Source organism: Streptomyces violascens, assembly GCF_014649955.1.
Classification (GTDB): domain Bacteria; phylum Actinomycetota; class Actinomycetes; order Streptomycetales; family Streptomycetaceae; genus Streptomyces; species Streptomyces violascens.
Window position 1 is genome coordinate 287,794 of the sequence record NZ_BMUA01000002.1, and the last position, 22,645, is coordinate 310,438.

Consider the following 22,645-nt stretch of genomic DNA (forward strand, 5'->3'; position numbering starts at 1 on the left):
GGACAAATGAAGGCCAAGGCCTTGAAAAGGGGCAGAACCCGGCTTGCGCTCACGGCGCTGATGGCTGCCGGACTGCTCACCACAGCCATCCCGGCCGTCAACGCGGCGGCCACCGTCGCGCCGCGCATCGATCTGAAGGTGCTGGTCCTCGACGACGGCGGAAGCGCGGTCGGGGCGATCGTCGCCGAGCTGAAGAACACCGGAGTCCCGTACCAGACGGTCGAGTTGGGCGCCACGGGCCGGCCCACCATCGACGCAGCCTTCCTCAGCGACACCGTCGGCGGGCGCCCGCGCGCCAAGTTCCAGGGCGTCGTCACGCCCAACGAGATCCCGTTCGGCTCCGCCGACGCCCCCGAGCAGGCCGCTCTCGCCACGTACGAGAAGACCTTCGGGATCCGCCAGGTCGACGCGTACACCTGGGCGCACCCCGAGGTCGGGATCGACTACACCGACCAGAACGGCGGCTGGTCCGGCGTCCTGGACGGCGTCAAGTCCCAGGTCACCGCGGCCGGCAAGGCCGGGCCCTTCGGCTACCTCGACGGGCCGCTCACCTTCGAGGACAACGACCCCGCGGTGCCGGAGAGCTACGGCTACGCGGGCCACCCGAGGGACGGCTTCACCAGCTACCTCGACGCGCCGACCGGCGGCACCCTGCTCGGCCAGTACACCCACGACGGCCGCAGCGAACTGGTCGTCACCTTCGCCTACAACCAGTACCAGGAGCAGTTCCAGGCGCTGGCCAAGGGCATGGTGGAGTGGGTGACGCAAGGGGTGCACCTCGGCCAGAGCCGCAACTACTTCACGGTGCACGTGGACGACGTGTTCGCGCCGGACTCGCGCTGGGACAGCGTCCACAACTGCACCCCGGGCGACTTCGACTGCCCCGCCGGCGGCGCCACCAACCCGGACATCCGCATGACGGCGGCCGACGCCCAGTACGCGGCCCAGTGGGAGCAGGCCAACGGGTTCACGCTCGACATGGTCTTCAACGCGGGCGCGGGCGAGGAGTGGAAGTCCGAGAACGGCGGCACCGACGCGCTGACCACCCAACTGCTCGCCGACAAGGCCAAGTACCGCTGGGTGAACCACACCTACACGCACGAGTTCCTCGGCTGCGTCCAGGACAACACCGTCGTGCCGTGGCAGTGCAAGAAGAACGCCGACGGCTCCACCCAGTGGATGAGCCGGGCCGACATCTCCGCGCAGATCTCGCAGAACAACACCTGGGCCGCCCAGAAGAGCCTCCCGGTCGACAAGAGCGAGCTCGTCACCGGTGAGCACTCCGGCATGAGGGTCCTGCCGCAGCAGCCCGACGACAACCCGAACCTGGCGGGCGCGCTCGCCGACAACGGGGTCAAGTGGACCGGCAGCGACGCCTCGCGCGAGCCCGACCAGCGCGCGGTCGGCGCCGCCCAGACCGTCCCGCGGCACCCGATGAACGTGTACTACAACGTCGGCAAGGCCGCCGAGATGACTGACGAGTACAACTGGCTGTACACCTCCAAGGCCGACGGCGGCAGCGGCGTCTGCGAGAACAACCCGGCCTCCACCTGCATGACCGCGCCGCTGGACACCGCCACCGGCTACCAGTCGTACATCGTGCCCAGGGAGGCCAGGACCGCGCTTTCGCACGTGCTGTGGAACGACCCGCGGCCGCACTACGTCCACCAGTCCAACCTGGCCGAGGAGCGGATCCTCTACCCGGTCCTGGACAAGGTCCTCGGCGACTACAAGGCGCTCTACGCCGACAGCGCGCCGATCGTGAACCTGCGCGAGAAGGACGCGGGAACCGAACTCGGCCGCAGGGCGTCCTGGGACAAGGCGCTGGCTTCCGGTTCGGTGACCGCCTACCGGATCGGAGACACTGTCACCGTGCAGGCTCCGAAGGGGGTGGCCGCACCGATCACGGCACCGGAGGGCACCCGTAAGCAACTGCTCCTCGGCACCACCGCGTTCGGGACGCCGTACGCGGGTCAGCGCTCCGACTGGTCCTCGCCCGAGCTGCTCCAGTCGGCCATCACGCTGAAGCTGCCGGCCTGACCACCGCCTGACCGCTCGTCACGCACGACCGCTCGTCACGCACGACCGCTTGTCCTGGGGGGACATCCATGCCGAGCAGTGGCCGTCATGTCACCATGCTCACGGAAGGCACATATCCGCATATACACGGGGGCGTCAGCACCTGGTGCGATCAGCTCGTACGCGGCATGCCGGAGGTCGACTTCAACGTCGTCGCCCTCACCGGCAGCGGCCGCGAGCCGGTCGCCTGGGAGCTTCCGGCCAACGTCTACCGGCATACGGCCTTCCCCTTGTGGGGGCCGCAGCCCGGCAGGCGCCGGCCGCTCCTCGGCAAGGAAAGGCGCCGGTTCACCGACACCTACGAGCGCTTCCTGCTCGCCATGCTCGACCCGGATTCCGGCTGCGACTTCGCCTCGGCCCTGTACGGCCTGGCGGAGCTCGCCCGGGCCGGGCGGCTCTCGGCGGCGCTCCGCTCCGAAGCGGCGCTGAAGTCGCTGATGTGGATCTGGACCATGCCGCACCTGGCGCTGTCCAGGGCGAAACCCACCGTGCACGACGCCCTGACCGCGACCGACCTCCTGGAACACGCACTGCGCCCGCTGTCCGCCCGCATTCCGGCGGACAGCGTGGCGCACGCGGTCAGCAGCGGCCTCGCCACGCTGCCCGCGCTCGCCGCCCAGCACTTCGACGGCGTGCCCTTCCTGCTCACCGAACACGGCATCTACCTGCGCGAGCGCTACCTCGGCTACCGCACCGGCGAGCAGAGCTGGCCGGTCAAGGCGGTGCTGCTCGGCTTCTACCGGGAGCTCAACACCATGGGCTACCGCCAGGCCGACCTCATCACCCCGTGCAACCAGTACAACCGCCGCTGGGAGGAGCGCGGCGGAGCCCCCGCCGAGCGCATCCGCACCGTCTACAACGGCGTCGACCCCGACCTCTTCCCGCACGCCGGACCCGACCCGGCCGTCCCCACCCTGAGCTGGTGCGGACGCATCGACCCGATCAAGGACCTGGAGACCCTGATCCGCTCGTACGCCATCGTCCGCGCCGAACTCCCCGAGACCCGGCTCAGGCTCTACGGGGGTGTGCCGGCCGGCGGTGAGGACTACAAGACCCGCCTGGAGAAGCTGGCCGCCGAACTCGGCGTCACCGACGGCATCTCGTACGAGGGCCGGGTCAGCGACGTGGCGAGCGCGTACGCCTCGGGCAGCGTGGTGATGCTCTCCAGCATCAGCGAGGGCTTTCCGTTCTCGCTGATCGAGGCGATGTCCTGCGGGCGCGCCACCGTCTCCACGGATGTCGGAGGCGTACGGGAGGCGGCCGGCGAGGCCGGTCTCGTGGTGCCGCCGCGCGAGCCCGCGGTGATGGCCGAGGCGACCCTCGGACTGCTCCGCGACCACGAGCGGCGGGCCTCGCTGGGCGCCGCCGCCCGCCAGCGCGTGGTCGACAAATTCACCTTGCACCGCTCGGTGGACGGCTTCAGGCGCATCTACCTCGAACTCGCCGGATGCCCCGAACCCGAGCTCGCCCCGGCCGGGTTCACGCCCGAGGACGACTGGACGCTGCAGCTCACCGGCCCCTGGTACCGCGAGCTGTCCGACGACCCGCAGCCCAGCACCCTCGGCGGGGCGCCCCGGTGAGCGGTTCCCTGTGGGTCGGCGGGGAGGAAGGGCAGGACACCCTGCCCTTCATCCCGCGCCAGCGCCTGCCCGAGGACGACCCCCTCGCCGAACTCGCCCTGCGCCTGGAGGACTTGATAGCGGCTGCCGTCCATCCGGATGAAATAGCCGCCATTATCGAGTCCGACGGCATGTCGGACGCTCAGATAAGAGCTGTGTACGGGCACCCCGACTCCTTCTCGCTCGCCGAGGAGCTCTACGGCCGCGTCGAGCGCCGCTATCCCGAGCCCCTGGCGCCACCTGCCGAACCCTGGCACGCCCACCTCGGCTCCTGCCTCCTGCGGGGCCTCGTCTTCGCGCTGCCCGGGCTCGCCTACGTCCTGGGCGCGCCCCTCCTGTCCGGCCCCCGCACCACGCTCGGCCTGCCTGGCGGAACCATTCCGCTGCTCGCCGGGGCCGTCACCGGCTGGGTGTGGAACCAGTCGCTCTCGCACCGCGCCCACTCCTGGCTCAGCCTGGCCGACCGCCCGGCCGCCGTGCGCGCGCTGCGCCTGGGGGCCCCGCTCGGCGCCGCGCTCAGCTCGCTCGCCGCCCTCGCCGTGACCGGTCCGGGCGAGCTGCCCGCCGCCGCGTTCGCCGCGGGGCAGTGCTGCTATCTCGCGGCGGCCACCGCGCTGCTGGTGCTCGGCCGTGAACGCCCGCTGTTCTGGGCCCTGTTGCCGCTCGCCCTCGGCGTCGTACCGGGGCTTCCGTCCTTCGTCGGGCCGGTGCTGCTGCTCGTCTCGCTGACCGCGGCCGTGACGCTGGCCGTGCTCACGCTGCGGGGCGAGCCGGCGGGTCCCGGGCCGCGCGGCGCCGTCTCGCCCCGGGTCGCCGCCTCCGTGCCGTACGGCCTGTTCGGGCTCGGCGCGGGCGTCCTCGTCCTGTACGCCGCCCTCGGCGACATCTTCCGGCACGGCTCGGCGGGCACGGTCGCGGGTCCCTCCGCCGTCGCCCTCACCCTCAGCATGGGTCCCGCGGAATGGCTTCTGCACCGCTTCCGCGCCGAGAGCCTGGCGGGGCTTCGGGCCACGTCCAGCGCGCGCGGGTTCCGCGGTTCGGTCGCCGCCACCGTGACCGTCTGCATCGGCGCGTACCTGCTGATCCTGGCCGGGCTCGCCGAGGCCGGCACCCGGCTGTGGCCGGACGCCCCCGCGCTGAGCGGGCTGCGCCTGGCCACCCTGCTCCTGATCGGCGCGGTGCTGTGGACCGGGCTGCTGCTCCAGTCGTTCGGGGCGGCGCCGGGCGCGGCCCTGGTGTGCTGCACGGCGGCCGTCGCCCAGACCCTGGCGCTGCTCCTGGGCGCGCCGCCGCCGACCGGTCTGGTGGTGTCGGGGGCGGCGGCCGCGCTGCTTGCCATGCTGGTCTGCGTCCTGGTGGGAAGGGCGACCGCCCACCGGCCATGATCGGATCGAGGACCCCGAGTACCCCGAACGCGCTGCGAGGAAGCACATGAGCAAGTTGCTGGTGCCCTACTACGAGCACCCGGCCGAGCAGCCGGAGGCCTGGGACGCGCTGATCGCCGCCGCGCCCTCGCTGTACGGGGTCGTCCTCAACCCGGCCAACGGCGCGGGGAGTTCGGCCGACGCGGCCTTCGCCGAGGTGGCCGACCGGCTGCGCTCGGCGGGCGTGCGGGTGCTCGGCTATGTGGACACCGCCTATGGCGCGCGCCCGCCGCAGGACGTCGTGCGCGAAGCGGCCCGCCACCGCGCCTGGTACGGGGTGCACGGGCTCTTCCTCGACCAGGCGGCCACCTCCGCCCTCCAACTGCCGTACTACGCCGACCTGCGGGCCGCGCTCGCCGCCACGTACGACACGTACGTCACGCTCGTCCTTAACCACGGCGCCGTCCCGCACCCCGGCTACGCCCGGATCGCCGACCTCCTCGTCACCTTCGAGGGGCCCTGGTCCGCCTACCCGCCGGCCGGGCCGACCGGGCCCGACACCTGCCATCTGGTGTACGGGGCCCCGCCGGACGCGGTCGCCCAGGCCCCGGTCCACTGCCTCGTCCCCGGGCAACTGCCGCACCCCTGGGGCACGTTGCCGCACCGTTTGGAGCCCGTCCGGTGAAACGCTCACTCCGCCTGCTCGTCCCGCTGCTCCTGCTCGCGGCGGCATGCACCAGCTCCCCGGACGGCCCCGACGACGGGGACGGCGGCGACACCGTGCCGCCCGCCCCGTCCGGCCCGCACTGGCAGCCCAGACCGGGCCTCACCTGGCAGTGGCAGCTCAAGGGCAAGCTCGACCCGGCCGTCGACGTCCAGGTGTACGACATCGACGCCGTCGACCAGGACGCGGCGGCCGTCGCCGATCTGCACCGCCGGGGCCGCAAGGTCATCTGCTACGTCTCGACGGGCGCCTGGGAGAACTGGCGGCCCGACGCCAAGCAGTTCCCCAAGGACGTGCTCGGCAAGGGCAACGGCTGGGACGGGGAGCGCTGGCTCGACATCCGCCGAACCGACGTCCTCGAACCGCTGATCGCCAAGCGCTTCGACCTGTGCAGGGCGAAGGGCTTCGACGCGGTCGAGCCGGACAACATGGACGGCTACAACAACGACACCGGCTTCCCGCTCAAGGCCGCCGACCAGCTCAAGTACAACGAGCTCGTCGCCAGGCTCGCCCATGACCGGGGCCTTGCCGTCGGCCTGAAGAACGACCTCGACCAGATCCCGCAGCTGCTCGCCCACTTCGACTTCGCGGTCAACGAGCAGTGCGCCCAGTACGGCGAGTGCGACAAGCTCACGCCGTTCGTGAAGGCGGGCAAGGCCGTCTTCCACGTCGAGTACGAACTCCCGCCGGCCAAGTTCTGCGCCGAGTCCAGGAAGCTGGGGCTCAGCTCGATGGAGAAGAAGTACGACCTGCTGGTCTGGCGCCTGCCCTGCTGAGGCTCAGCCGAGGGTGAGCGCGACCAGCGTGACGGTCGCGGAGGTCTCCGCGACCGCCCCGAACACATCACCCGTCACCCCGCCGAACCTCCCCACGCAGCGCCGCAGCAGCACCTGGGCCACCGCGAGCCCGGCCGGCACGGCGAGCGCGAAGTGCAGCGCGGACCAGGGCCCGAAGAGCAGCCCCGCCGCCGCGGAGGCGGCCGTCACCAGGGCGGCCACCAGCGCCGCGCGGCGCACCGGCACCGTGCCCGCCACCACCGCGCCGAGCCCCTCCGGACGCGCCGCCGGAACCCCGCGCCGGGAAGCCAGGGTGAGGGCGGCGCGCGCGGCCACGGCAGAGATGACGGTGGCGGCGGCACCCCGGGCCCAGCCGTCCTCGTACAGCCGGGACAGGGCGGCGATCTGGGCGAGCAGCAGGAAGAGCAGGGCGACCACCCCGAACGGGCCGATGTCGCTGCGCTTCATGATGCGCAGCGCGTCCTCGGCGGGCTTGGCGCTGCCGAGCCCGTCGGCGACATCGGCGAGCCCGTCCAGATGCAGACCCCGGGTCAGAAGGGCGGGCACGGCCACACTCACCACCGCCACCAGCAGCGACCCGGCCCCGGCCGCCCAGAACCCCGCGCCCGCGGCCGCCGCGCACAGGCCGACGGCGAGCCCGGCCAGCGGCGCGAGCGACATCCCCGCGCGAGCGGCGGCGCGGTCCCACCGGGTGATGCGGGCGGGGAAGACGGTGAGGGTGCCGAAGGCGAAACGTACGCCGTGCAGGGCCTTGCTGGGGTTCACCCGGCGCAGGGTATCCCGAGCACCGCACCCCCCGGCAGCGGTAAATTGCGCATACCAGCGCAAACAAGGGCGGGTGGGATGGGTCACTGGTTCTACCGGAACATCACCGAGCCGGGCAAGCTCCCCATGCTGCTCGCGCTGGCGGCGTTCGTCGTGACGTTCCTGGTCACGCGCTCCATCACGCGTCTGATCCGGGCCGGGCGCGGCCCGTTCCGGAACATCAGGCCCGGCGGGCTGCACATCCACCATGTGGTGCCCGGGGTCATCCTCACCATCGTCGGCGGTTTCGGGGCGGTCGGCAGCGGCCGGCACGGGATCGCGGCGGCCGTCTTCGCCGTCCTGTTCGGGATGGGCGCGGGCCTGGTCCTCGACGAGTTCGCGCTGATCCTGCACCTCGACGACGTGTACTGGAGCGAGAACGGGCGCAAGAGCGTCGAGATCGTGGTGATGACGGCCGCCCTCATGGCTCTGGTGCTCGCCGGGTTCTCACCGCTCGGCGTCAACGACGTGAGCCCCGGGGAGCGGGAGAGCCGGGGCTCGTTCATCACCACGATCGCGATCAACTTCTGCTTTGTGCTGATCTCGCTGTTCAAGGGCAAGGTGCGGCTGTCGGTGATCGGCACGTTCGTGCCGTTCGTGGCGCTTTTCGGCGCGATCCGCCTGGCCCGGCCGGGCTCTCCGTGGGCCCAGCGCTTCTATCGCAACCGGCCGCGGGCCAGGGCCAAGGCCGGGCTCAGGGCCTATCGCCACGACCGGCGCTGGTCACAGCCGCGGCGCCGCTTTCAGGACTGGATCGGCGGCGCACCCGACAGGCTCCCGGTACGCCGCCCCTGATCATGCCGGTCGCGTCGCCGCCTCCGTCGCGCATGGGTGATCCAGCAGATCACGGCGACCACGATGAGCGCCGCGATGTGCTCCTTGCCCGCGAGGTTGTTCTTGAGCACCACTTCGACGACCATCGCGAGCGCGACCGTCCCGGCCGTCCAGTACGCCCGGTAGCGCCAGCACACGTACACCGCGAGGGCGACCACCGCCGCCGAGGGGCCGGTGTCGACCATCTTGGCGGCGGAGGCGGGCAGCCCGAAGACGCTGTCCGGGCCGATGTGGATGCCGACCCGCGCGTACAGGGTGCCGGCCAGCGTTGCCGCGTACGCGATGAGCAGCATGCGGCCGCGCCCGATGCAGATCTCCGCGATGCCGAACACGAGAAGCACCTGGGCGAGCGCGCCCCACACCGGCAGGTCGAGGGCCGGCACGAAGAGCGAGAACGGGGTGCGCAGGAGCGAGATCCACAAGGGGTACTCGGCCTTCACGGAGCCGATGATCTGGATCGGCCGGAAGCCCCAGGACTGGTTCTGGATGACCTGGAAGACCGAGGTGAGCAGGACCGCCGAGAGCGTCAGCGGGATCGCCCGCCAGCGCTGGGTGTGCAGCGCGTACTTCACGGTCTTGTACAGCGGCCCCCACTCGCGCTCGGCGAAGCGGCCCACGACGCCTCTGCGCGGGCCGTTCATCTCTGCGATTCCAGATGCCTGCGGTGCAGCCACTTGGGCAGCCCGGGGGCCTCCAGGAACCCTTCGGCGCGCGCGGACGCGATGGCGATCCGCGGCAGATCCGCACTCTTCTCGAACAACGTGAACCGTGGCTCCCAGATCGGCCGGTACTTGGCGTTGGACCGGTAAAGGGACTCGATCTGCCACCAGCGGGAGAAGAAGCTGAGGAGCGAGCGCCACAGCCTCAGCACGGGTCCTGCCCCGAGCTTCGAGCCGCGCTCGAAGACGGAACGGAACATCGCGAAGTTCAGTGAGACTTGAGTGATCTTGATCTCCTTGGCGCGCTGGAGGAGTTCGATCACCATGAACTCGATCAGGCCGTTCTCGGAGTCGCGGTCACGGCGCATCAGGTCGAGCGAGAGTCCCTCGGGACCCCAGGGCACGAAGCTGAGCAGCGCCCTCAACTCGCCCTCGCCGTCGAAGCATTCGAGCATCATGCACTGGCCGTCGGCGGGGTCGCCGAGCCGGCCGAGCGCCATCGAGAAGCCGCGTTCGGTGGCACCGTCGCGCCAGTCGTCGGCCTTGCGCAGGAGTTCGTCCATCTCCTCGGCAGGAATGTCCGCGTGGCGGCGGATCCGCACCTCGTACCCGGCCCTCTTCACCCGGTTGTACGCCTGGCGCACGGTCCGCATCGCGCGGCCCTCCAGGGTGAACTCGGCGGTCTCCACGATCGCCTCGTCGCCCATCTCCAGGGCGTCCAGGCCGTGCCGCGCGTAGATCTGCCCGGCCTCCTCGCTGGCGCCGGTGACGGCCGGGATCCAGCCGTGCTCGCGGGCCTCGGCCAGCCATGGCTCGATCGCGCCAGGCCAGGCCTCGGGGTCGCCGATCGGGTCGCCCGAGGCGAGCGAGACGCTGTTGATGACGCGGTAGGTGACGGCGGCCTTGCCGGTCGGCGACCAGATGACGGCCTTCTCGCGGCGCAGCGCGAAGTAGCCCAGCGAGTCGCGCTCACCCTGCTTGTCCAGGAGCGCGCGCAGCTTCTCCTCGTCCTCGACGGTGAGCGGGTCGACGGCCTTGCGGTTGCGGAAGGCGGCGTAGATGACGGCGATCAGGAGCAGCGTGGCCAGGACGTTGATGGTGACGTTGACCCAGCCCGGCGTCGTGATGCCCTGGGTGTGCCGGTCGTCGGGGACCAGGAACACGAGCCGCATCACGCCGTAGCGCCAGCGCTCGAGGAAGGTCGAGTGGTCGGTGCCGTCGTACGTGTTGGTGGCGCTGACCAGGACCGCCGCGATCAGCGAGGTGATCAGCAGGCCGCCGACGGCGGTGGCCACCGCGGCCAGCGGGTTGGAGCGGTCGCCCTTGGCGTAGAACTCGCGGCGGCCGAGCAGCAGGGCGAGCACGAAGGCCGCGGTCAGGGCGAGCGAGACCCAGTTCTGCGCGTAGCGGTGGATCTCCGGGAACGCCATGGCGAACGCGAACAGGGCCAGGAAGAGCCCGCCGAGCACCATGTTGAGGATCCAGGCGGCCCGCTTGCGCCGGCGCATGGTGACGGCGAGGAACAGTGTGACGACGCCCGAGGTGAAGCCGGCTTCGAGCAGGTACGGAGTGAAGTAGTCGTCCGTGTTGTGCCGCCGAAGCCCCTGGCCGAGGGTGACCCAGACGGCACTGAGGAAGTTGATGAACGTCACGATGCGCAGGTACCAGACGGCGAAGGCCGCCCCGCGTCGCGACCGGGGGGTGCTCCGGTTCGTTCCTTCGGTGGTGCTCAAGCGGACTTCTCCCATGAAACGCGATGATATGGCGGCATAGCGTTCCACAGTGGTCGCAGGCGGAGCCGAGGGGGTGCCCCCCGACTCCGCCGCGGCTCACGCGTCGCCGTTCTCCTCGGGGCTCTCCGTGCGCCGGTCGGTGCGCTCGGGCAGCTCCGCGGCCAGGGCGGCCGCGGCTTGTACGAGGGGAAGAGCGAGCAATGCCCCGGTTCCTTCGCCCACTGTGACGCCATGATCGAGCAGAGGGTTGAGCGCCATCCGGTCAAGTGCCTTCGACTGGCCCGGCTCGCCGCTCAGCTGGCCCGCGAGCCACCAGTCCGGAGCCCGGAAGGCCGCCCGCTGAGCCACCAGCGCACAGGCCGACGAGACGACCCCGTCCAGGATCACCGGCAGTCTGCGCACCGCACACTGCAGCAGGAAACCAGTGGTCGCGGCAAGGTCCGCGCCGCCCACCGCGGCCAGAAGTTCCAGCTGATCGCCGAGAACCGGCCGCGCCCGGCGCAGCGCGTCCCGGATCGCGGCGCACTTGCGCATCCACGCCAGGTCGTCGATCCCGGCGCCACCGCGGCCGGTGACCACCGAGGCGTCGGTGCCGCACAGCGCGGCGATCAGCACCGCCGCGGGGGTGGTGCCGCCCACGCTGAGGTCGCCGAGCACCACCAGGTCGGTGCCGGAGTCGGCCTCCTCGTCGGCGATCCTCATGCCGAGCCGCACGGCCGCCTCCGCCTCCTCGACGGTGAGCGCGTCCTCGATGTCGATCCGGCCGCTGCCGCGCCGCACCCGGTGGCGTACGACGTCCTCGGGCAGCAGTGCCGGGTCGCAGTCCAGGCCCGCGTCGACGACGCGGACCGGGGCGCCCTGTCTGCGGGCGAGCACCGCGACGGGACTCTCGCCTTCCAGGACGGCGCGTACGAGCGTGTGCGCGGAGGCCGCCGGGCGGGCCGAGACGCCGAGCCCGGCCACGCCGTGGTCGCCCGCGAAGAGGATCACGCGGGGCCGCTCCACGGGCCGGACCGGGTTGGCGCCCTGCGCCGCCGACAGCCAGGTGGCCAGCTCGTCGAGCCGGCCGAGGGCGCCGGGCGGCACGGTGAGGCGCTCCCGGCGTTCCTCGGCGTCCCGCCGCACACCGTTGTCGGGGCGTTCGATCAGATCGGAGAAGTCGTCCAGGTTCAGCCTGCTCATTTGCCGAACAGTACCGCCAGCGCGTTCGTGTCAGCCGCGCAGCGTGAGCGCCTGCCCCGCCACGACGAGCAGGACCTGCTCGCACTCGGCCGCGAACAGCGCGTTCAGGCGCCCCAGTTCGTCCCGGAACCGCCGCCCCGACGAGGTGGCGGGCACCACGCCGGAGCCCACCTCGTTGCTCACCGCCACCAGCGTCCGCGAGGTGCCCCGGACCGCCGCGACGAGCTCGGCCGTACGGTCCCTCAGCGCCCGCTCGCCGCCCGCCGCCCACTTCTCGTCGTCCCAGGCGCCGACCCGGTCCATCGCGTCGGTCAGCCACAGCGCCAGACAGTCGATCAGGAGCGGCGGCCCCGACTCGTCGAGCAGCGGCGCGAGTTCGCAGGTCTCCTCGGTGCGCCAGGAGGAGGGGCGGCGTTCGCGGTGCAGGCCGACGCGCGCGGCCCACTCCGCGTCGCCGTCGCGGGTGCCGCCCGTCGCCACGTACACGACCTGCGGGAAGCCCGCGAGGCGTCGCTCTGCCTCCACCGACTTGCCGGAGCGGGCGCCGCCGAGCACGAGCGTGCGGCGCGGCAGGTCGGGCACCGCGTGGTACTCGCCGACGACCAGCGTCGTGCCGTCGGGCACCGCCCGCGCGCCGAGCGCCGCGAGCCGGCGCTCCAACTCCGGCCCGGGCGGCACGTCGTGGTCGATGTGCACGGCGATCACGTCCGTCGCGGGGCCGATGCCGCCCGCCGCCCGCAGCCGCGCCAGCGCGTCGGGCCGCCCGGCGACATCGGCCACCACCATGTCGTACGGCCGCACTTCGGCGGGCCCGGCGGGCGCGCCGCCCGGGGGCAGGTAAAGCAGCCGCTCGCCCTCGGGAGAGGTCACCTCGTAGCCCGTCCCGGGCGAGTCCAGCGGCACCGCGAGCACCCGGTGGCCGCTGATCAGCGTCAGCCTGCGGCCGTCCGGCACCCGCCCGGCCGTGGGCAGCCCGGCGGGCAGTTCCACGGCCGGCCCGGCGTGCGGATGGGTGAGCAGCACCTGGCGCACGCCCGCGAGGGTGTGCCCGGCGCGGGCGGCGGCGAGCGCCGCGCCCGGGGTGAGGTCGAGCAGCAGCGCGCCGTCGACGAGCAGGGCGGTCGCGGCCCGCGCGTCGCCGCCGCGGGCGACGGCGCACGCGGCGCAGGGACAGTCGGGGCGCGGCAGGCCGGTGGGGGCCCCGGTGCCGAGGAGAGTCAGTTCCACAGGCACGATCCTCCCGCGTCACCGGCCCTCTTGCGCGCCCGGTTACGCTGCGGGCAGCAACGTGACCCAGGAGGCGGACATGGCGTGGACGTGGCGTTTCGAGAAGTCGGACGGTACGGAGGTCGAGCCGGCGGTGGTGCCGGAGGAGTTCACGACCCAGGGCGATGCGGAGTCCTGGATCGGTGAGGTGTGGAAGGACCTGCTCGAAGGCGGGGCCGACCAGGTCTTCCTGTCCGAGGACAGCACACGGATCTACGGCCCGATGAGCCTGCACGCCGAACAGGGCTGACGGCCCGGCCGGGGGCGCTGTCCGTTGCCCCCGGCCCGCCTCAGATCTCGCCGAGGGTCACCTCGGCCGTCTTGTTCGTACTGCCGCGCGTGTACGTCACCTGCACTTTCTGGCCGGGCTTGTCCGCGGCCAGCGCCTCGGTGAGCGAGGTGATGGTCGTGATGCCGGTGTCGTCGAGCTTGACGACGATGTCGCCCGGCTTCAGGCCCGCCTTCGCCGCGGCGCCGTCGGCCGCGACCTGCACGATCGCGACGCCGGCCGGCTGATAGCCCGCGTCGACCACGGTGCGGCCGGTGATGCCGAGCGCCGCCCGGCCGGAGTCGGTGACCCTGCCGCTCTTGATGATCTGGTCGGCGACCGTCCGCACCATCGACACCGGGATCGCGAAGCCGATGCCGGGGGCCGCGCTGCCGCCCATGTCCGGGTCGGTCGCGGCGAGCGTGGGGATGCCGATGACCTCGCTGTCCAGGTTGACCAGCGCGCCGCCGCTGTTGCCGGGGTTGATCGCGGCCGAGGTCTGCACCATGTTCGCGATGGTGGCGCCGGTCCCGCCGCCGCCCTGGCTCTCGGAGACGGTGCGGCCGGTCGCGGACACGATGCCCTGCGTGACGCTGGAGGACAGGCCGAGCGGGGAGCCCATCGCCAGGACGATCTGGCCCATCTCGACCTTCGCCGAGTCGCCGAACTTCGCCGGTTTCAGGCCGCTCGGCACCGAGTCGAGGCCGATCACCGCGAGGTCCTGCTCGGGATAGGCCGCCACCAGCCGGGCGGTGACCGCCGATCCGCTGCCGGACGTCGTCACCTTGAAGCTCTTCTCGTTGCCCACGACATGGGCGTTGGTGACGATGTGCCCCTGGTCGTCGTAGACGATCCCCGAGCCGAGGCTGCTGGACGCCTCGATCTGCACGACCGACGGCAGCACGTCCTTGATCACCCGCTGGTAGTCGCTCTGCAGGCTGTCGGTTCCGCCGCCGTTGCGCTGGGCCGCCGGAGAACTCGCCGAGGCACTGGCGGACGTCCTCGGCGATGCCTTGACCGCCGCGGCGCCCGTGTCCGAACAGCCGCCGAGGAGAAGGGCGGTGGCGACGGCGGCGGTCAGGGGCAGGGCAGCACGGCGCACCCGGCCGGGGCGAAGAGATGCATCCATGGCAGGAGTATCCCTTTGGTCCGATTTGACGGCCTGTCGGTGCACCCGATTAGGTACCGGAGCCCCGGGCCGGGGCCCGATCGGCGGATACCCCCGGCTCAGTCCCGTACGCCGAAGAGGTGCAGCAGCGCCGCGACCTGGCGGTAGGGGTCGGTGCGGCCCGCCCGGTCCTCGGCGGCGAGCAGGCGGTCCAGCTCGTCGGCGGGCGGCAGGGGCGTCTCGTTCGGCACGTTGTCGGTGAACACCCGCACCCCGTACCAGGCGTGCAGCGGGGCCGCGATCCCGTCGAGCGTGCGGGTCAGCGCGGCCAGCCTGTCGGCCCGCACCGGCAGGCCGAGCCGGTTGGTGTACGAGTCGGTGTCGAAGGCCGACAGGGTGCCCGGCCAGTCACCGGCGAGCCCGGGCCGCACGGCCAGCGCGTCCGCGTTCCGTACGAGCAGCGAGAGGAGGCCGCCGGGGGCGAGCATCCGGGCCAGGCCCGCGAGCATCGCGTCGGGCTCCTGGACGTACATCAGGACGCCGTGGCAGAGCACCACGTCGAAGGAGCCCGGCAGGAAGTGCACCCCGGTCTCGCGGCCGTCGCCCTCGATCAGGCGGACCCGCTCGCGGATGCCCTCGGGCTCGGTGGCCAGCGACTCGCGGGCCACCTTCAGCATCCCGGGATCGGATTCCAGCCCGGTCACCGAATGCCCGGCGCGGGCCAGGCGCAGAGCCTGGGTGCCCTGGCCCATGCCGACGTCCAGGATGCGCAGGCGCTGGCCCACCGGGAAGCGCGCGGCTATCTGCTCGTCGAGCTGGCGGGCCACGAGCTCCTGGCGGACGACGTTGCGCAGCCCGGAGAGGCCCTTGAACCAGGCGTCACCGGCGCCGGTGAAGCCGGACGGCCCGCCGCTCAGGGCCGCTCTCCGCGCTTGACCTGCGGCTTGGGCAGCCGCAGCCGGCGCATCTGGAGCGTGCGCATCAGGCCGTAGGCGACGGCGCCCTTCTTCGGCTCGTCCGGGAAGCGGGCGGCCAGCGCCTTCTTCAGGCGGAAGGCGAGCCCGATCGAGTCGAGGACGATCAGCACGATCACGACGAGCCACAGGAGCAGCGAAAGGCTCTGCAGGCTGCCGATCCGGATCATCGAGAGGACCAGGATGATCACCGCGAGGGGCAGGAACATCTCGGCGACCGAGAACCGGGAGTCGACGAAGTCGCGGACGAACCCGCGCACCGGGCCCTTGTCGCGGGCCGGCAGATAGCGCTGGTCGCCATTGGCGAGCGCCTCGCGCTGCTTGGCCATGTCGACCCGGCGGGCCTCGCGCTGGCGCCTGGCGGCCTCCTTGCGGTCGGTCGGCACGGTCGAGGCACGGCGGCGCTGAGTCTGGGCCTCACTCCGCTTGGGAGTGGGGCGCCCCTTGGGGGCCTCGGGGTCGCGGGGCGCTTTGGAGAGGTCCGCCGTCACCTTGTCGGTGGGGGCCTTCTCTGCGTTGGAACGGCTACGGAACACAATCCCCAAGGGTACGGGGTAACGGGAATGGACCCCAGGCCGGTGGGGAACGATCCCACAACGCCTTGCGTCTGCAGAGGCAGAGGATGCACGGTTCCCCGAGGTTCACCTACTCCCTGCGCCGGATCGGCGCGGGACGTAGTCGTCCTTGGGGATGAGCGCATCGTCGCCCGAACAGTGCGGTAATGGATGCAGGGCCCGTACTGTGGGTCCTGTTGCAGCAGCTGGAGCTGGAGTCCGTCAGAAGGGGGCGCGCGAAGCCCATGAGCGGTGTCATGAAGCGTATGGGGATGATCTTCCGCGCGAAGGCGAACAAGGCCCTTGACCGGGCCGAGGACCCTCGCGAGACCCTCGATTACTCGTACCAGAAGCAGCTTGAGCTGCTCCAGAAGGTGCGCCGGGGCGTCGCGGACGTCGCGACCTCCCGCAAGCGTCTGGAGCTGCAGCTCAACCAGCTCCAGAGCCAGTCCTCCAAGCTGGAGGACCAGGGCCGCAAGGCCCTCTCGCTGGGCCGTGAGGACCTGGCCCGCGAGGCCCTGTCCCGCCGTGCCTCGCTGCAGCAGCAGGTCACCGACCTGGAGACGCAGCACCAGACGTTGCAGGGCGAGGAGGAGAAGCTCACTCTTGCGGCCCAGCGCCTCCAGGCCAAGGTCGACGCCTTCCGCACCAAGAAGGAAACGATCAAGGCGACGTACACGGCGGCCCAGGCCCAGACCCGGATCGCGGAGTCCTTCTCGGGCATCTCCGAGGAGATGAGCGACGTCGGCATGGCCATCCAGCGGGCCGAGGACAAGACCGCGCAGCTCCAGGCGCGGGCCGGTGCGATCGACGAACTGCTCGCCTCCGGCGCCCTCGACGACCAGTCGGGCCTCGCCAAGGACGACATCCAGACCGAGCTGGACCGGCTGTCCGGTGGTACGGATGTAGAGCTGGAACTGCAGCGGATGAAGGCCGAGCTGATGGGTGGCCCGGCCAACGGGAAGCAGGCCATCGAGGGCGGCACCGCCGCTCCCCAGGACAAGGCCCCGCAGCAGAGCCCGCGCTTCGACAAGCAGTGACGAGCAACGGGAGACGTTCATGATCGTCCGGATCATGGGGGAGGGGCAGGTGAAGCTGGCGGACAGCCACTTCACCGAGCTCAACAAGCTCGACGACGAGCTCCTCGAAGAGATCGAGGCAGGTGACGAGGCGGGCTTCCGGTCCACCTTGAACGCGCTCCTCGACGCGGTGCGCCGTCTGGGCGAGCCCCTTCCCGACGACGCCCTGGAGCCGTCCGAGCTGATCCTTCCGAGCCCGGACGCGACGCTGGACGAGGTCAGGGAGATGCTCAGCGACGACGGGCTCATCCCGGGCTGACCGGGGGCCGGGCTCCCGGCCCCCTTACGGTAGGTGACCGTGACCCCCGTCGACCGTGCCCGCCCATGGCTCAGGGCGCATCCGCTGGCCCTGGATGCCGCCCTCGCCCTCGGCGTACTGCTGTGCATGGTCCTCGGGTCGTTCGCCGACCCGCACGGGCCGAACGGGCCCACCTTCGGCACCCGTACGCCGGGCCTGCGTTCGCTCGTCCTGATGACGCTCGCGGCGGCCGTCCTCGTCCTGCGGCGGCGCAGACCCATGGCCGTGCTGGCCTGCACCAGCGCGCTCACCATGGTCGAGCTGAGCCTCGGCGCCCCGCCCGCGCCCGTCGCGATGAGCGCCGTCGTCGCGCTGTACACGGTCGCCGCCCACACCGACCGGCCCACCACCTACCGGGTCGGCGTGCTCACCATCGTCGTGCTCACCGGTACGGCCATGCTCTTCGGCACCCCGCCCTGGTACTCCCAGGAACACGTCGGGATCTTCGCCTGGACCGGCATGGCCGCGGCCGCCGGAGACGCCGTACGCAGCCGGCGCGCCTTCATCGACGCGATCAGGGAGCGCGCCGAGCGGGCCGAGCACGGCCGCGAGGAGGAGGCCCGGCGCCGGGTCGCCGAGGAGCGGCTGCGGATCGCCCGCGACCTGCACGACGTGGTGGCCCACCACATCGCGCTGGTCAACGTCCAGGCCGGGGTCGCCGCCCACGTCATGGACAAACGGCCCGACCAGGCCAAGGAGGCCCTCGCCCATGTGCGTGAGGCCAGCCGCTCCGCGCTCGACGAACTCCGGTCCACGGTCGGCCTGTTGCGCCAGTCCGGCGACCCGGCCGCCCCCACCGAGCCCGCCCCCGGGCTCGCCGTCCTCGACGATCTGCTCGGCGGATTCCGGCGCGCGGGGCTGCCGGTCGAACTCGCCCGCATCGACGACTCCCCGCTGCCCGCCTCCGTGGACCTCGCCGCGTACCGGGTCATCCAGGAGGCGCTCACCAATGTGCAGAAGCACGCGGGGCCCGGCGCCAAGGCCGAGGTGAGCGTCGTACGGGTGGGCCCGAACATCGAGATCACCGTCATCGACAACGGCGCCGCCGGGGGTGACGGGAACGGCGACGGCGGGGGGCACGGCCTGCTCGGCATGCGCGAGCGCGTCACCGCGCTCGGCGGCAGCTGCACCGCCGGGCCCCGCTACGGCGGCGGCTTCCGCGTACAGGCGATACTGCCGGTCAAGGCCGCGGAGACCGGGGCCACGGGGGAAGGCACGTCATGACGATCAAGGTGGTACTCGCCGACGACCAGGCGCTGCTGCGTTCGGCGTTCCGCGTCCTGGTCGACTCCGAGCCGGACATGGAGGTCGTCGGCGAGGCGGCCGACGGCGCCGAGGTCGTCGACGTGGTCCACAAGACCCTGCCGGACGTGGTCCTGATGGACATCCGGATGCCCGGCACCGACGGCCTCGCCGCCACCCGCGCCATCACCGCCGACCCGGCGCTGGCCGCTGTCCACGTGGTGATGCTGACGACCTTCGAGGTCGACGAGTACGTGGTGCAGTCGCTGCGGGCCGGCGCCTCGGGCTTCCTCGGCAAGGGCGCCGAACCCGAGGAGCTGCTCGGCGCGATCCGGGTCGCGGCGGCCGGTGAGGCGCTGCTCTCCCCGGCCGCGACCAAGGGCCTGATCACCACCTTCCTCGCGCAGGGCGGCAGTTGGGACGGCGGCGACGATCCGAGGCGGCACGGCGAGCGGCTCGCCGCCCTCACCGTCCGTGAGCGCGAGGTCCTGGTCCAGGTCGCGGGCGGTCACTCCAACGACGAGATCGCCGAGCGCCTCGCGGTCAGCCCGCTCACCGTCAAGACCCACGTCAACCGCGCGATGGCCAAATTGAGCGCCCGCGACCGCGCCCAATTGGTGGTCATCGCGTACGAATCGGGCCTTGTCCGCCCACGGGTGGACTGAAGGGTGGAGCGCGGCGTACTGCGGCTGCGGTATGCGCGGGATAAGGAAAGGGACCTGGGAGCGAGGAATCGACCCCGCCCCATGACCGAGGGTTATAGGCGGGGGCCGGGTCTTCCCGGGTGATGCGCCGCGTGATCACGGGCCGGTCCCGCCTGCCCCCTGCCGGGTACCGCCGCTCGCACGCCACAGAAGAGAGACCCCACCCATGTCCTGGCTGTCCAGATTCAGCCTCGCACAACGGGCCCTGATAGGCCTGATGTCGATCGTCGCGATCGTCTTCGGGGCGATCGCCATTCCGCAGCTCAAGCAGCAACTGCTGCCCACCATCGAACTGCCGATGGTGTCGGTGCTCGCCCCCTACCAGGGTGCGTCCCCCGACGTGGTCGAGAAGCAGGTCGTCGAGCCGCTCGAAAAGAACATCAAGGCCGTCAGCGGAGTCAAGGGCATCACGTCCACGGCGTCCGAGGGCAACGCCGTGATCATGGCGACCTTCGACTACGGCACGGGCACGAAGCAGCTCGTCGCCGACATCCAGCAGGCCGTCAACCGCTCCCGCACCCAGATCCCCTCGGAAGTCGACCCGCAGGTCGTGGCGGGTTCCACCGACGACATGCCGACCGTCGTGCTCGCGGTGACCTCCGACAAGGACCAGCAGGCGCTCGCCGACCAGCTGGACCGCACGGTCGTCCCGGTCCTGGAGGACATCAAGGGCGTCGGCCGCGTCAGCGTCGACGGCGTCCAGGACCTCCAGGTCAACGTCACGCCCGACCCGAAGAAGCTGGCCGCGGCCGGCCTCTCCACGGTGACGCTCGGCGACGCCCTGAAAGCGGGCGGCGCGACCATCCCCGGAGGCTCGTTCTCCGAGGACGGCAAGAGCCGTACCGTCCAGGTCGGCGCCCCCTACACCTCGCTGAAGCAGATCGAGGACCTGCGGATCAAGCCGCAGCAGGGCTCCCCGGTCCGCCTCGGCGACATCGCCACCGTCAAGCAGCAGCCCTCGCAGCGGGTCTCCATCACCCGCACCAACGGCAAGCCCAGCCTCGCGGTGATGGCCACCATGGACCACGACGGCAGCGCCGTCGCGATCTCCCAGGCCGTCAAGGACAAGCTGCCCGACCTGAAGAAGGACCTCGGTTCGGGCGCCGAGCTCACCGTCGTCTCGGACCAGGGCCCGCAGGTCTCCAAGGCCATCTCCGGCCTGACCACCGAGGGCGCGCTCGGCCTGCTCTTCGCGGTGCTCGTGATCCTGCTGTTCCTGGCCTCGATCCGCTCGACGCTGGTGACCGCGGTATCCATCCCGCTGTCCGTGGTGCTCGCGCTGATCGTGCTGTGGACGCAGGACCTCTCGCTCAACATGCTGACCCTGGGCGCCCTGACGATCGCGATCGGCCGGGTCGTCGACGACTCGATCGTGGTCCTGGAGAACATCAAGCGCCACCTCGGCTACGGCGAGGAGCGCCAGTACGCGATCCTCACCGCGGTCAAGGAGGTGGCCGGCGCGGTCACGTCCTCGACGCTGACCACCGTCGCGGTCTTCCTGCCGATCGGCCTGGTCGGCGGCATGGTGGGCGCGCTGTTCGGCTCGTTCAGCCTCACCGTCACCGCGGCCCTGCTCGCCTCGCTGCTCGTCTCCCTCACCGTCGTCCCGGTCCTGTCGTACTGGTTCCTGCGCGCGCCGAAGGCGATCGCGGGCATCGACCCGGACGAGGCGCGCCGCAAGGCCGAGGAGAAGGAGAACAAGGCCCGCCTCCAGCGGATGTACGTCCCCGTGCTCCGCTTCGCCACCCGGCGCCGCCTCACCAGCGTGCTGATAGCGGTCGTCATCCTGGTCGGCACGTTCGGCATGGCCGGCCTGTTGAAGACCAACTTCTTCGACCAGGGCGAGCAGGACACGCTCTCGATCAAGCAGGAGCTGGCCCCGGGCACCAGCCTGGACGCGGCGGACGCGGCCTCCAAGAAGGTCGAGCAGATCCTCGCCGCCGACCCGGCGGTCAAGAGCTACCAGGTCACCGTCGGCTCCTCCGGCTTCATGGCGGCCTTCGGCGGCGGCACCGGCGCCAACCAGGCCTCGTACACCGTGACGCTGAAGAGCGCGGGCGACTACGACAAGGCGCACGACCGCCTTGAGGCGGCCCTCAAGGGCCAGCCGGGCAACCCGGCCATCTCGACCGGCGGCGGCTTCGGCAGCCAGAACCTGAGCGTGGTCGTCAAGGCGGCCGACGGCGACGTCCTGAAGAAGGCCTCGGAGCAGGTCCGCCAGGCGGTCGCGAGCCTCAAGGACGTCAGCGACGTCCAGAGCGACCTGGCGCAGAGCGTGCCCCGGGTCTCGGTGCAGCCCAACGACAAGGCGGCCGACGCGGGCTTCAACCAGACCACCCTCGGCATGGCCGTCGCCCAGCAGGTGCGGGGCACCCAGGTCACCAAGGCGATCATGGGCGACTCCGAGCGTGATGTGTACATCACCGCGGCCGACCCGGCCACCACGGTGGACCAGCTCAAGAACCTTGTCCTCGGCGCGGTCAAGCTCGGCGACATCGCCGATGTGAAGCTGGTTCCCGGCCCGGTCTCGATGACCCGGATCGACGGCGCCCGCTCCGCGACCATCACCGCCAAGCCGGTCGGTGACAACACGGGCAAGGTCAGCACAGACCTCCAGGCCAAGATCAAGGACCTGAAGCTGCCGTCCGGCGCCACCGCCTCCATCGGCGGCGTCTCCTCGGACCAGTCGGACGCGTTCAAGAACCTGGGTCTGGCGATGCTGGCGGCGATCGCGATCGTCTTCATGCTCCTGGTCGCGACGTTCAAGTCCCTGATCCAGCCGCTGATCCTCCTTGTCGCGATCCCCTTCGCGGCCACCGGCGCGATCGGCCTGCTGATCGCCACCGGCACCCCGATGGGCGTCCCGGCGATGATCGGCATGCTCATGCTGATCGGCATCGTGGTCACCAACGCGATCGTCCTGATCGACCTGATCAACCAGTACCGCAAGCAGGGTCTCGGCGTCGTCGAGGCCGTCGTCGAGGGCGGTCGTCACCGTCTGCGCCCGATCCTCATGACGGCACTGGCGACGATCTTCGCGCTGCTCCCGATGGCGCTCGGCGTCACGGGCGAGGGCGGCTTCATAGCCCAGCCGCTCGCGGTGGTGGTGATCGGCGGCCTGGTGACGTCGACGCTCCTGACGCTGCTCCTGGTCCCGACCCTCTACGCGATGGTCGAGCTGCGCAAGGAGCGCAAGGCCAAGAAGAAGGCGGCCAAGCGCGCCAGGAAGGCGGGCCTGCCGGCCCCGTCGGACGACTCCGACCAGCTGGAGCCGGCCAACGCCTGACCCGGGAGGGTAACCCGGTGACGTAACGACGAAGGCCGCCCCCTCCCGCAAGAGGGGGCGGCCTTGCGTCG

General features: G+C 71.6%; 20 protein-coding genes. 12 read left to right on the plus strand and 8 right to left on the minus strand.

Going from position 1 to position 22,645, the window contains the following annotated elements:
• The first annotated feature begins 6 nt into the window (after positions 1 to 6).
• From IE206_RS06410 to IE206_RS06430, 5 genes are all read left to right on the plus strand, one after another.
• Positions 7 to 2,040, plus strand: a complete 2,034-nt coding sequence (locus tag IE206_RS06410) for a hypothetical protein (protein WP_373300871.1) — start codon at positions 7 to 9, stop codon at positions 2,038 to 2,040.
• A gap of 68 nt (positions 2,041 to 2,108) precedes the next feature.
• On the plus strand, positions 2,109 to 3,659 hold the full coding sequence (pelF, locus tag IE206_RS06415; RefSeq protein ID WP_189961027.1) for a GT4 family glycosyltransferase PelF: 1,551 nt from the start codon (positions 2,109 to 2,111) through the stop codon (positions 3,657 to 3,659).
• The gene (locus IE206_RS06420; protein ID WP_189961028.1) at positions 3,656 to 5,083 is read left to right on the plus strand and encodes a hypothetical protein; all 1,428 of its coding nucleotides are present in this window, start codon (positions 3,656 to 3,658) and stop codon (positions 5,081 to 5,083) included. The genes pelF and IE206_RS06420 overlap by 4 nt, the downstream gene beginning before the upstream one ends.
• 46 nt (positions 5,084 to 5,129) lie before the next feature.
• The gene (locus tag IE206_RS06425) at positions 5,130 to 5,747 is read left to right on the plus strand and encodes a spherulation-specific family 4 protein (protein ID WP_189961029.1); all 618 of its coding nucleotides are present in this window, start codon (positions 5,130 to 5,132) and stop codon (positions 5,745 to 5,747) included.
• On the plus strand, positions 5,744 to 6,562 hold the full coding sequence (locus IE206_RS06430) for an endo alpha-1,4 polygalactosaminidase (protein ID WP_189961030.1): 819 nt from the start codon (positions 5,744 to 5,746) through the stop codon (positions 6,560 to 6,562). Before IE206_RS06425 ends, IE206_RS06430 begins: the two co-directional genes overlap by 4 nt.
• Before the next feature lie 3 nt (positions 6,563 to 6,565).
• On the opposite strand, the gene IE206_RS06435 is transcribed toward IE206_RS06430, so the two are convergent.
• Positions 6,566 to 7,348 carry an adenosylcobinamide-GDP ribazoletransferase gene (locus IE206_RS06435; protein WP_226598780.1) on the minus strand — a complete coding sequence of 261 codons (783 nt, stop codon included), beginning with the start codon at positions 7,346 to 7,348 and terminating at the stop codon, positions 6,566 to 6,568.
• Positions 7,349 to 7,426: 78 nt separating this feature from the next.
• On the opposite strand from IE206_RS06435, the gene IE206_RS06440 reads away from it, so the two are divergent.
• Entirely contained in the window at positions 7,427 to 8,182 is a 756-nt protein-coding gene (locus IE206_RS06440; RefSeq protein WP_226598779.1) for a hypothetical protein, read from the plus strand.
• Here IE206_RS06440 and IE206_RS06445 read toward each other — a convergent pair.
• The 4 genes from IE206_RS06445 to IE206_RS06460 all read right to left on the minus strand — a co-directional run bounded on the left by IE206_RS06445 (position 8,131) and on the right by IE206_RS06460 (position 13,022).
• The gene (locus tag IE206_RS06445; protein WP_189961033.1) at positions 8,131 to 8,862 is read right to left on the minus strand and encodes a hypothetical protein; all 732 of its coding nucleotides are present in this window, start codon (positions 8,860 to 8,862) and stop codon (positions 8,131 to 8,133) included. The two genes, IE206_RS06440 and IE206_RS06445, sit on opposite strands and share 52 nt — an antisense overlap.
• Positions 8,859 to 10,628 (minus strand): phosphatidylglycerol lysyltransferase domain-containing protein, encoded by a 1,770-nt coding sequence (locus IE206_RS06450; RefSeq protein ID WP_189961034.1) that lies wholly within the window; start codon positions 10,626 to 10,628, stop codon positions 8,859 to 8,861. The genes IE206_RS06445 and IE206_RS06450 overlap by 4 nt, the downstream gene beginning before the upstream one ends.
• Before the next feature lie 81 nt (positions 10,629 to 10,709).
• Positions 10,710 to 11,795, minus strand: a complete 1,086-nt coding sequence (gene cobT / locus IE206_RS06455) for a nicotinate-nucleotide--dimethylbenzimidazole phosphoribosyltransferase (RefSeq protein ID WP_189961035.1) — start codon at positions 11,793 to 11,795, stop codon at positions 10,710 to 10,712.
• Between the two features lie 30 nt (positions 11,796 to 11,825).
• Positions 11,826 to 13,022 (minus strand): bifunctional adenosylcobinamide kinase/adenosylcobinamide-phosphate guanylyltransferase, encoded by a 1,197-nt coding sequence (locus tag IE206_RS06460; RefSeq protein WP_189961036.1) that lies wholly within the window; start codon positions 13,020 to 13,022, stop codon positions 11,826 to 11,828.
• A gap of 79 nt (positions 13,023 to 13,101) precedes the next feature.
• Here IE206_RS06460 and IE206_RS06465 point away from each other — a divergent pair, with 79 nt between their 5' ends.
• Positions 13,102 to 13,311, plus strand: coding sequence for a hypothetical protein (locus tag IE206_RS06465; RefSeq protein WP_189961037.1), 210 nt, complete (start codon positions 13,102 to 13,104; stop codon positions 13,309 to 13,311).
• A gap of 40 nt (positions 13,312 to 13,351) precedes the next feature.
• On the opposite strand, the gene IE206_RS06470 is transcribed toward IE206_RS06465, so the two are convergent.
• From IE206_RS06470 to IE206_RS06480, 3 genes are all read right to left on the minus strand, one after another.
• A complete protein-coding gene (locus tag IE206_RS06470) occupies positions 13,352 to 14,458 on the minus strand; it encodes a S1C family serine protease (protein ID WP_189961038.1) in 1,107 nt (368 codons plus the stop codon).
• A gap of 98 nt (positions 14,459 to 14,556) precedes the next feature.
• Complete coding sequence (locus IE206_RS06475) at positions 14,557 to 15,264, minus strand: class I SAM-dependent methyltransferase (RefSeq protein ID WP_226598778.1); 708 nt, start codon at positions 15,262 to 15,264, stop codon at positions 14,557 to 14,559.
• 86 nt (positions 15,265 to 15,350) lie between these two features.
• Entirely contained in the window at positions 15,351 to 15,947 is a 597-nt protein-coding gene (locus IE206_RS06480; RefSeq protein ID WP_189961039.1) for a DUF3043 domain-containing protein, read from the minus strand.
• 263 nt (positions 15,948 to 16,210) lie between these two features.
• Between IE206_RS06480 and IE206_RS06485 the strand changes: the two genes are divergently transcribed.
• The 5 genes from IE206_RS06485 (at position 16,211) to IE206_RS06505 (ending at position 22,574) form a co-directional block, all read left to right on the plus strand.
• On the plus strand, positions 16,211 to 17,005 hold the full coding sequence (locus IE206_RS06485; protein ID WP_189961040.1) for a PspA/IM30 family protein: 795 nt from the start codon (positions 16,211 to 16,213) through the stop codon (positions 17,003 to 17,005).
• A 19-nt stretch (positions 17,006 to 17,024) separates the two neighbouring features.
• Positions 17,025 to 17,303, plus strand: coding sequence for a PspA-associated protein PspAA (gene pspAA, locus IE206_RS06490; RefSeq protein WP_189961041.1), 279 nt, complete (start codon positions 17,025 to 17,027; stop codon positions 17,301 to 17,303).
• A gap of 39 nt (positions 17,304 to 17,342) precedes the next feature.
• Positions 17,343 to 18,566: a sensor histidine kinase gene (locus IE206_RS06495; protein WP_226598777.1), complete on the plus strand. Its 1,224-nt coding sequence runs from the start codon at positions 17,343 to 17,345 to the stop codon at positions 18,564 to 18,566.
• A complete protein-coding gene (locus tag IE206_RS06500; RefSeq protein WP_189961042.1) occupies positions 18,563 to 19,249 on the plus strand; it encodes a response regulator in 687 nt (228 codons plus the stop codon). The genes IE206_RS06495 and IE206_RS06500 overlap by 4 nt, the downstream gene beginning before the upstream one ends.
• A gap of 205 nt (positions 19,250 to 19,454) precedes the next feature.
• Positions 19,455 to 22,574 (plus strand): efflux RND transporter permease subunit, encoded by a 3,120-nt coding sequence (locus IE206_RS06505; protein ID WP_189961043.1) that lies wholly within the window; start codon positions 19,455 to 19,457, stop codon positions 22,572 to 22,574.
• The last annotated feature ends 71 nt before the right edge of the window (positions 22,575 to 22,645 follow it).

Coding starts and splice junctions, on each gene's coding strand:
- IE206_RS06410 (WP_373300871.1), top strand. CDS start 7: ATGAAGGCCAAGGCCTTGAAAAGGGGCAGAACCCGGCTTGCGCTCACG.
- IE206_RS06445 (WP_189961033.1), bottom strand. CDS start 8,862: ATGAACGGCCCGCGCAGAGGCGTCGTGGGCCGCTTCGCCGAGCGCGAG.
- IE206_RS06470 (WP_189961038.1), bottom strand. CDS start 14,458: ATGGATGCATCTCTTCGCCCCGGCCGGGTGCGCCGTGCTGCCCTGCCC.
- IE206_RS06450 (WP_189961034.1), bottom strand. CDS start 10,628: ATGGGAGAAGTCCGCTTGAGCACCACCGAAGGAACGAACCGGAGCACC.
- IE206_RS06425 (WP_189961029.1), top strand. CDS start 5,130: ATGAGCAAGTTGCTGGTGCCCTACTACGAGCACCCGGCCGAGCAGCCG.
- cobT (WP_189961035.1), bottom strand. CDS start 11,795: ATGAGCAGGCTGAACCTGGACGACTTCTCCGATCTGATCGAACGCCCC.
- IE206_RS06505 (WP_189961043.1), top strand. CDS start 19,455: ATGTCCTGGCTGTCCAGATTCAGCCTCGCACAACGGGCCCTGATAGGC.
- pelF (WP_189961027.1), top strand. CDS start 2,109: ATGCCGAGCAGTGGCCGTCATGTCACCATGCTCACGGAAGGCACATAT.
- IE206_RS06440 (WP_226598779.1), top strand. CDS start 7,427: ATGGGTCACTGGTTCTACCGGAACATCACCGAGCCGGGCAAGCTCCCC.
- IE206_RS06485 (WP_189961040.1), top strand. CDS start 16,211: ATGAGCGGTGTCATGAAGCGTATGGGGATGATCTTCCGCGCGAAGGCG.
- IE206_RS06500 (WP_189961042.1), top strand. CDS start 18,563: ATGACGATCAAGGTGGTACTCGCCGACGACCAGGCGCTGCTGCGTTCG.
- IE206_RS06465 (WP_189961037.1), top strand. CDS start 13,102: ATGGCGTGGACGTGGCGTTTCGAGAAGTCGGACGGTACGGAGGTCGAG.
- pspAA (WP_189961041.1), top strand. CDS start 17,025: ATGATCGTCCGGATCATGGGGGAGGGGCAGGTGAAGCTGGCGGACAGC.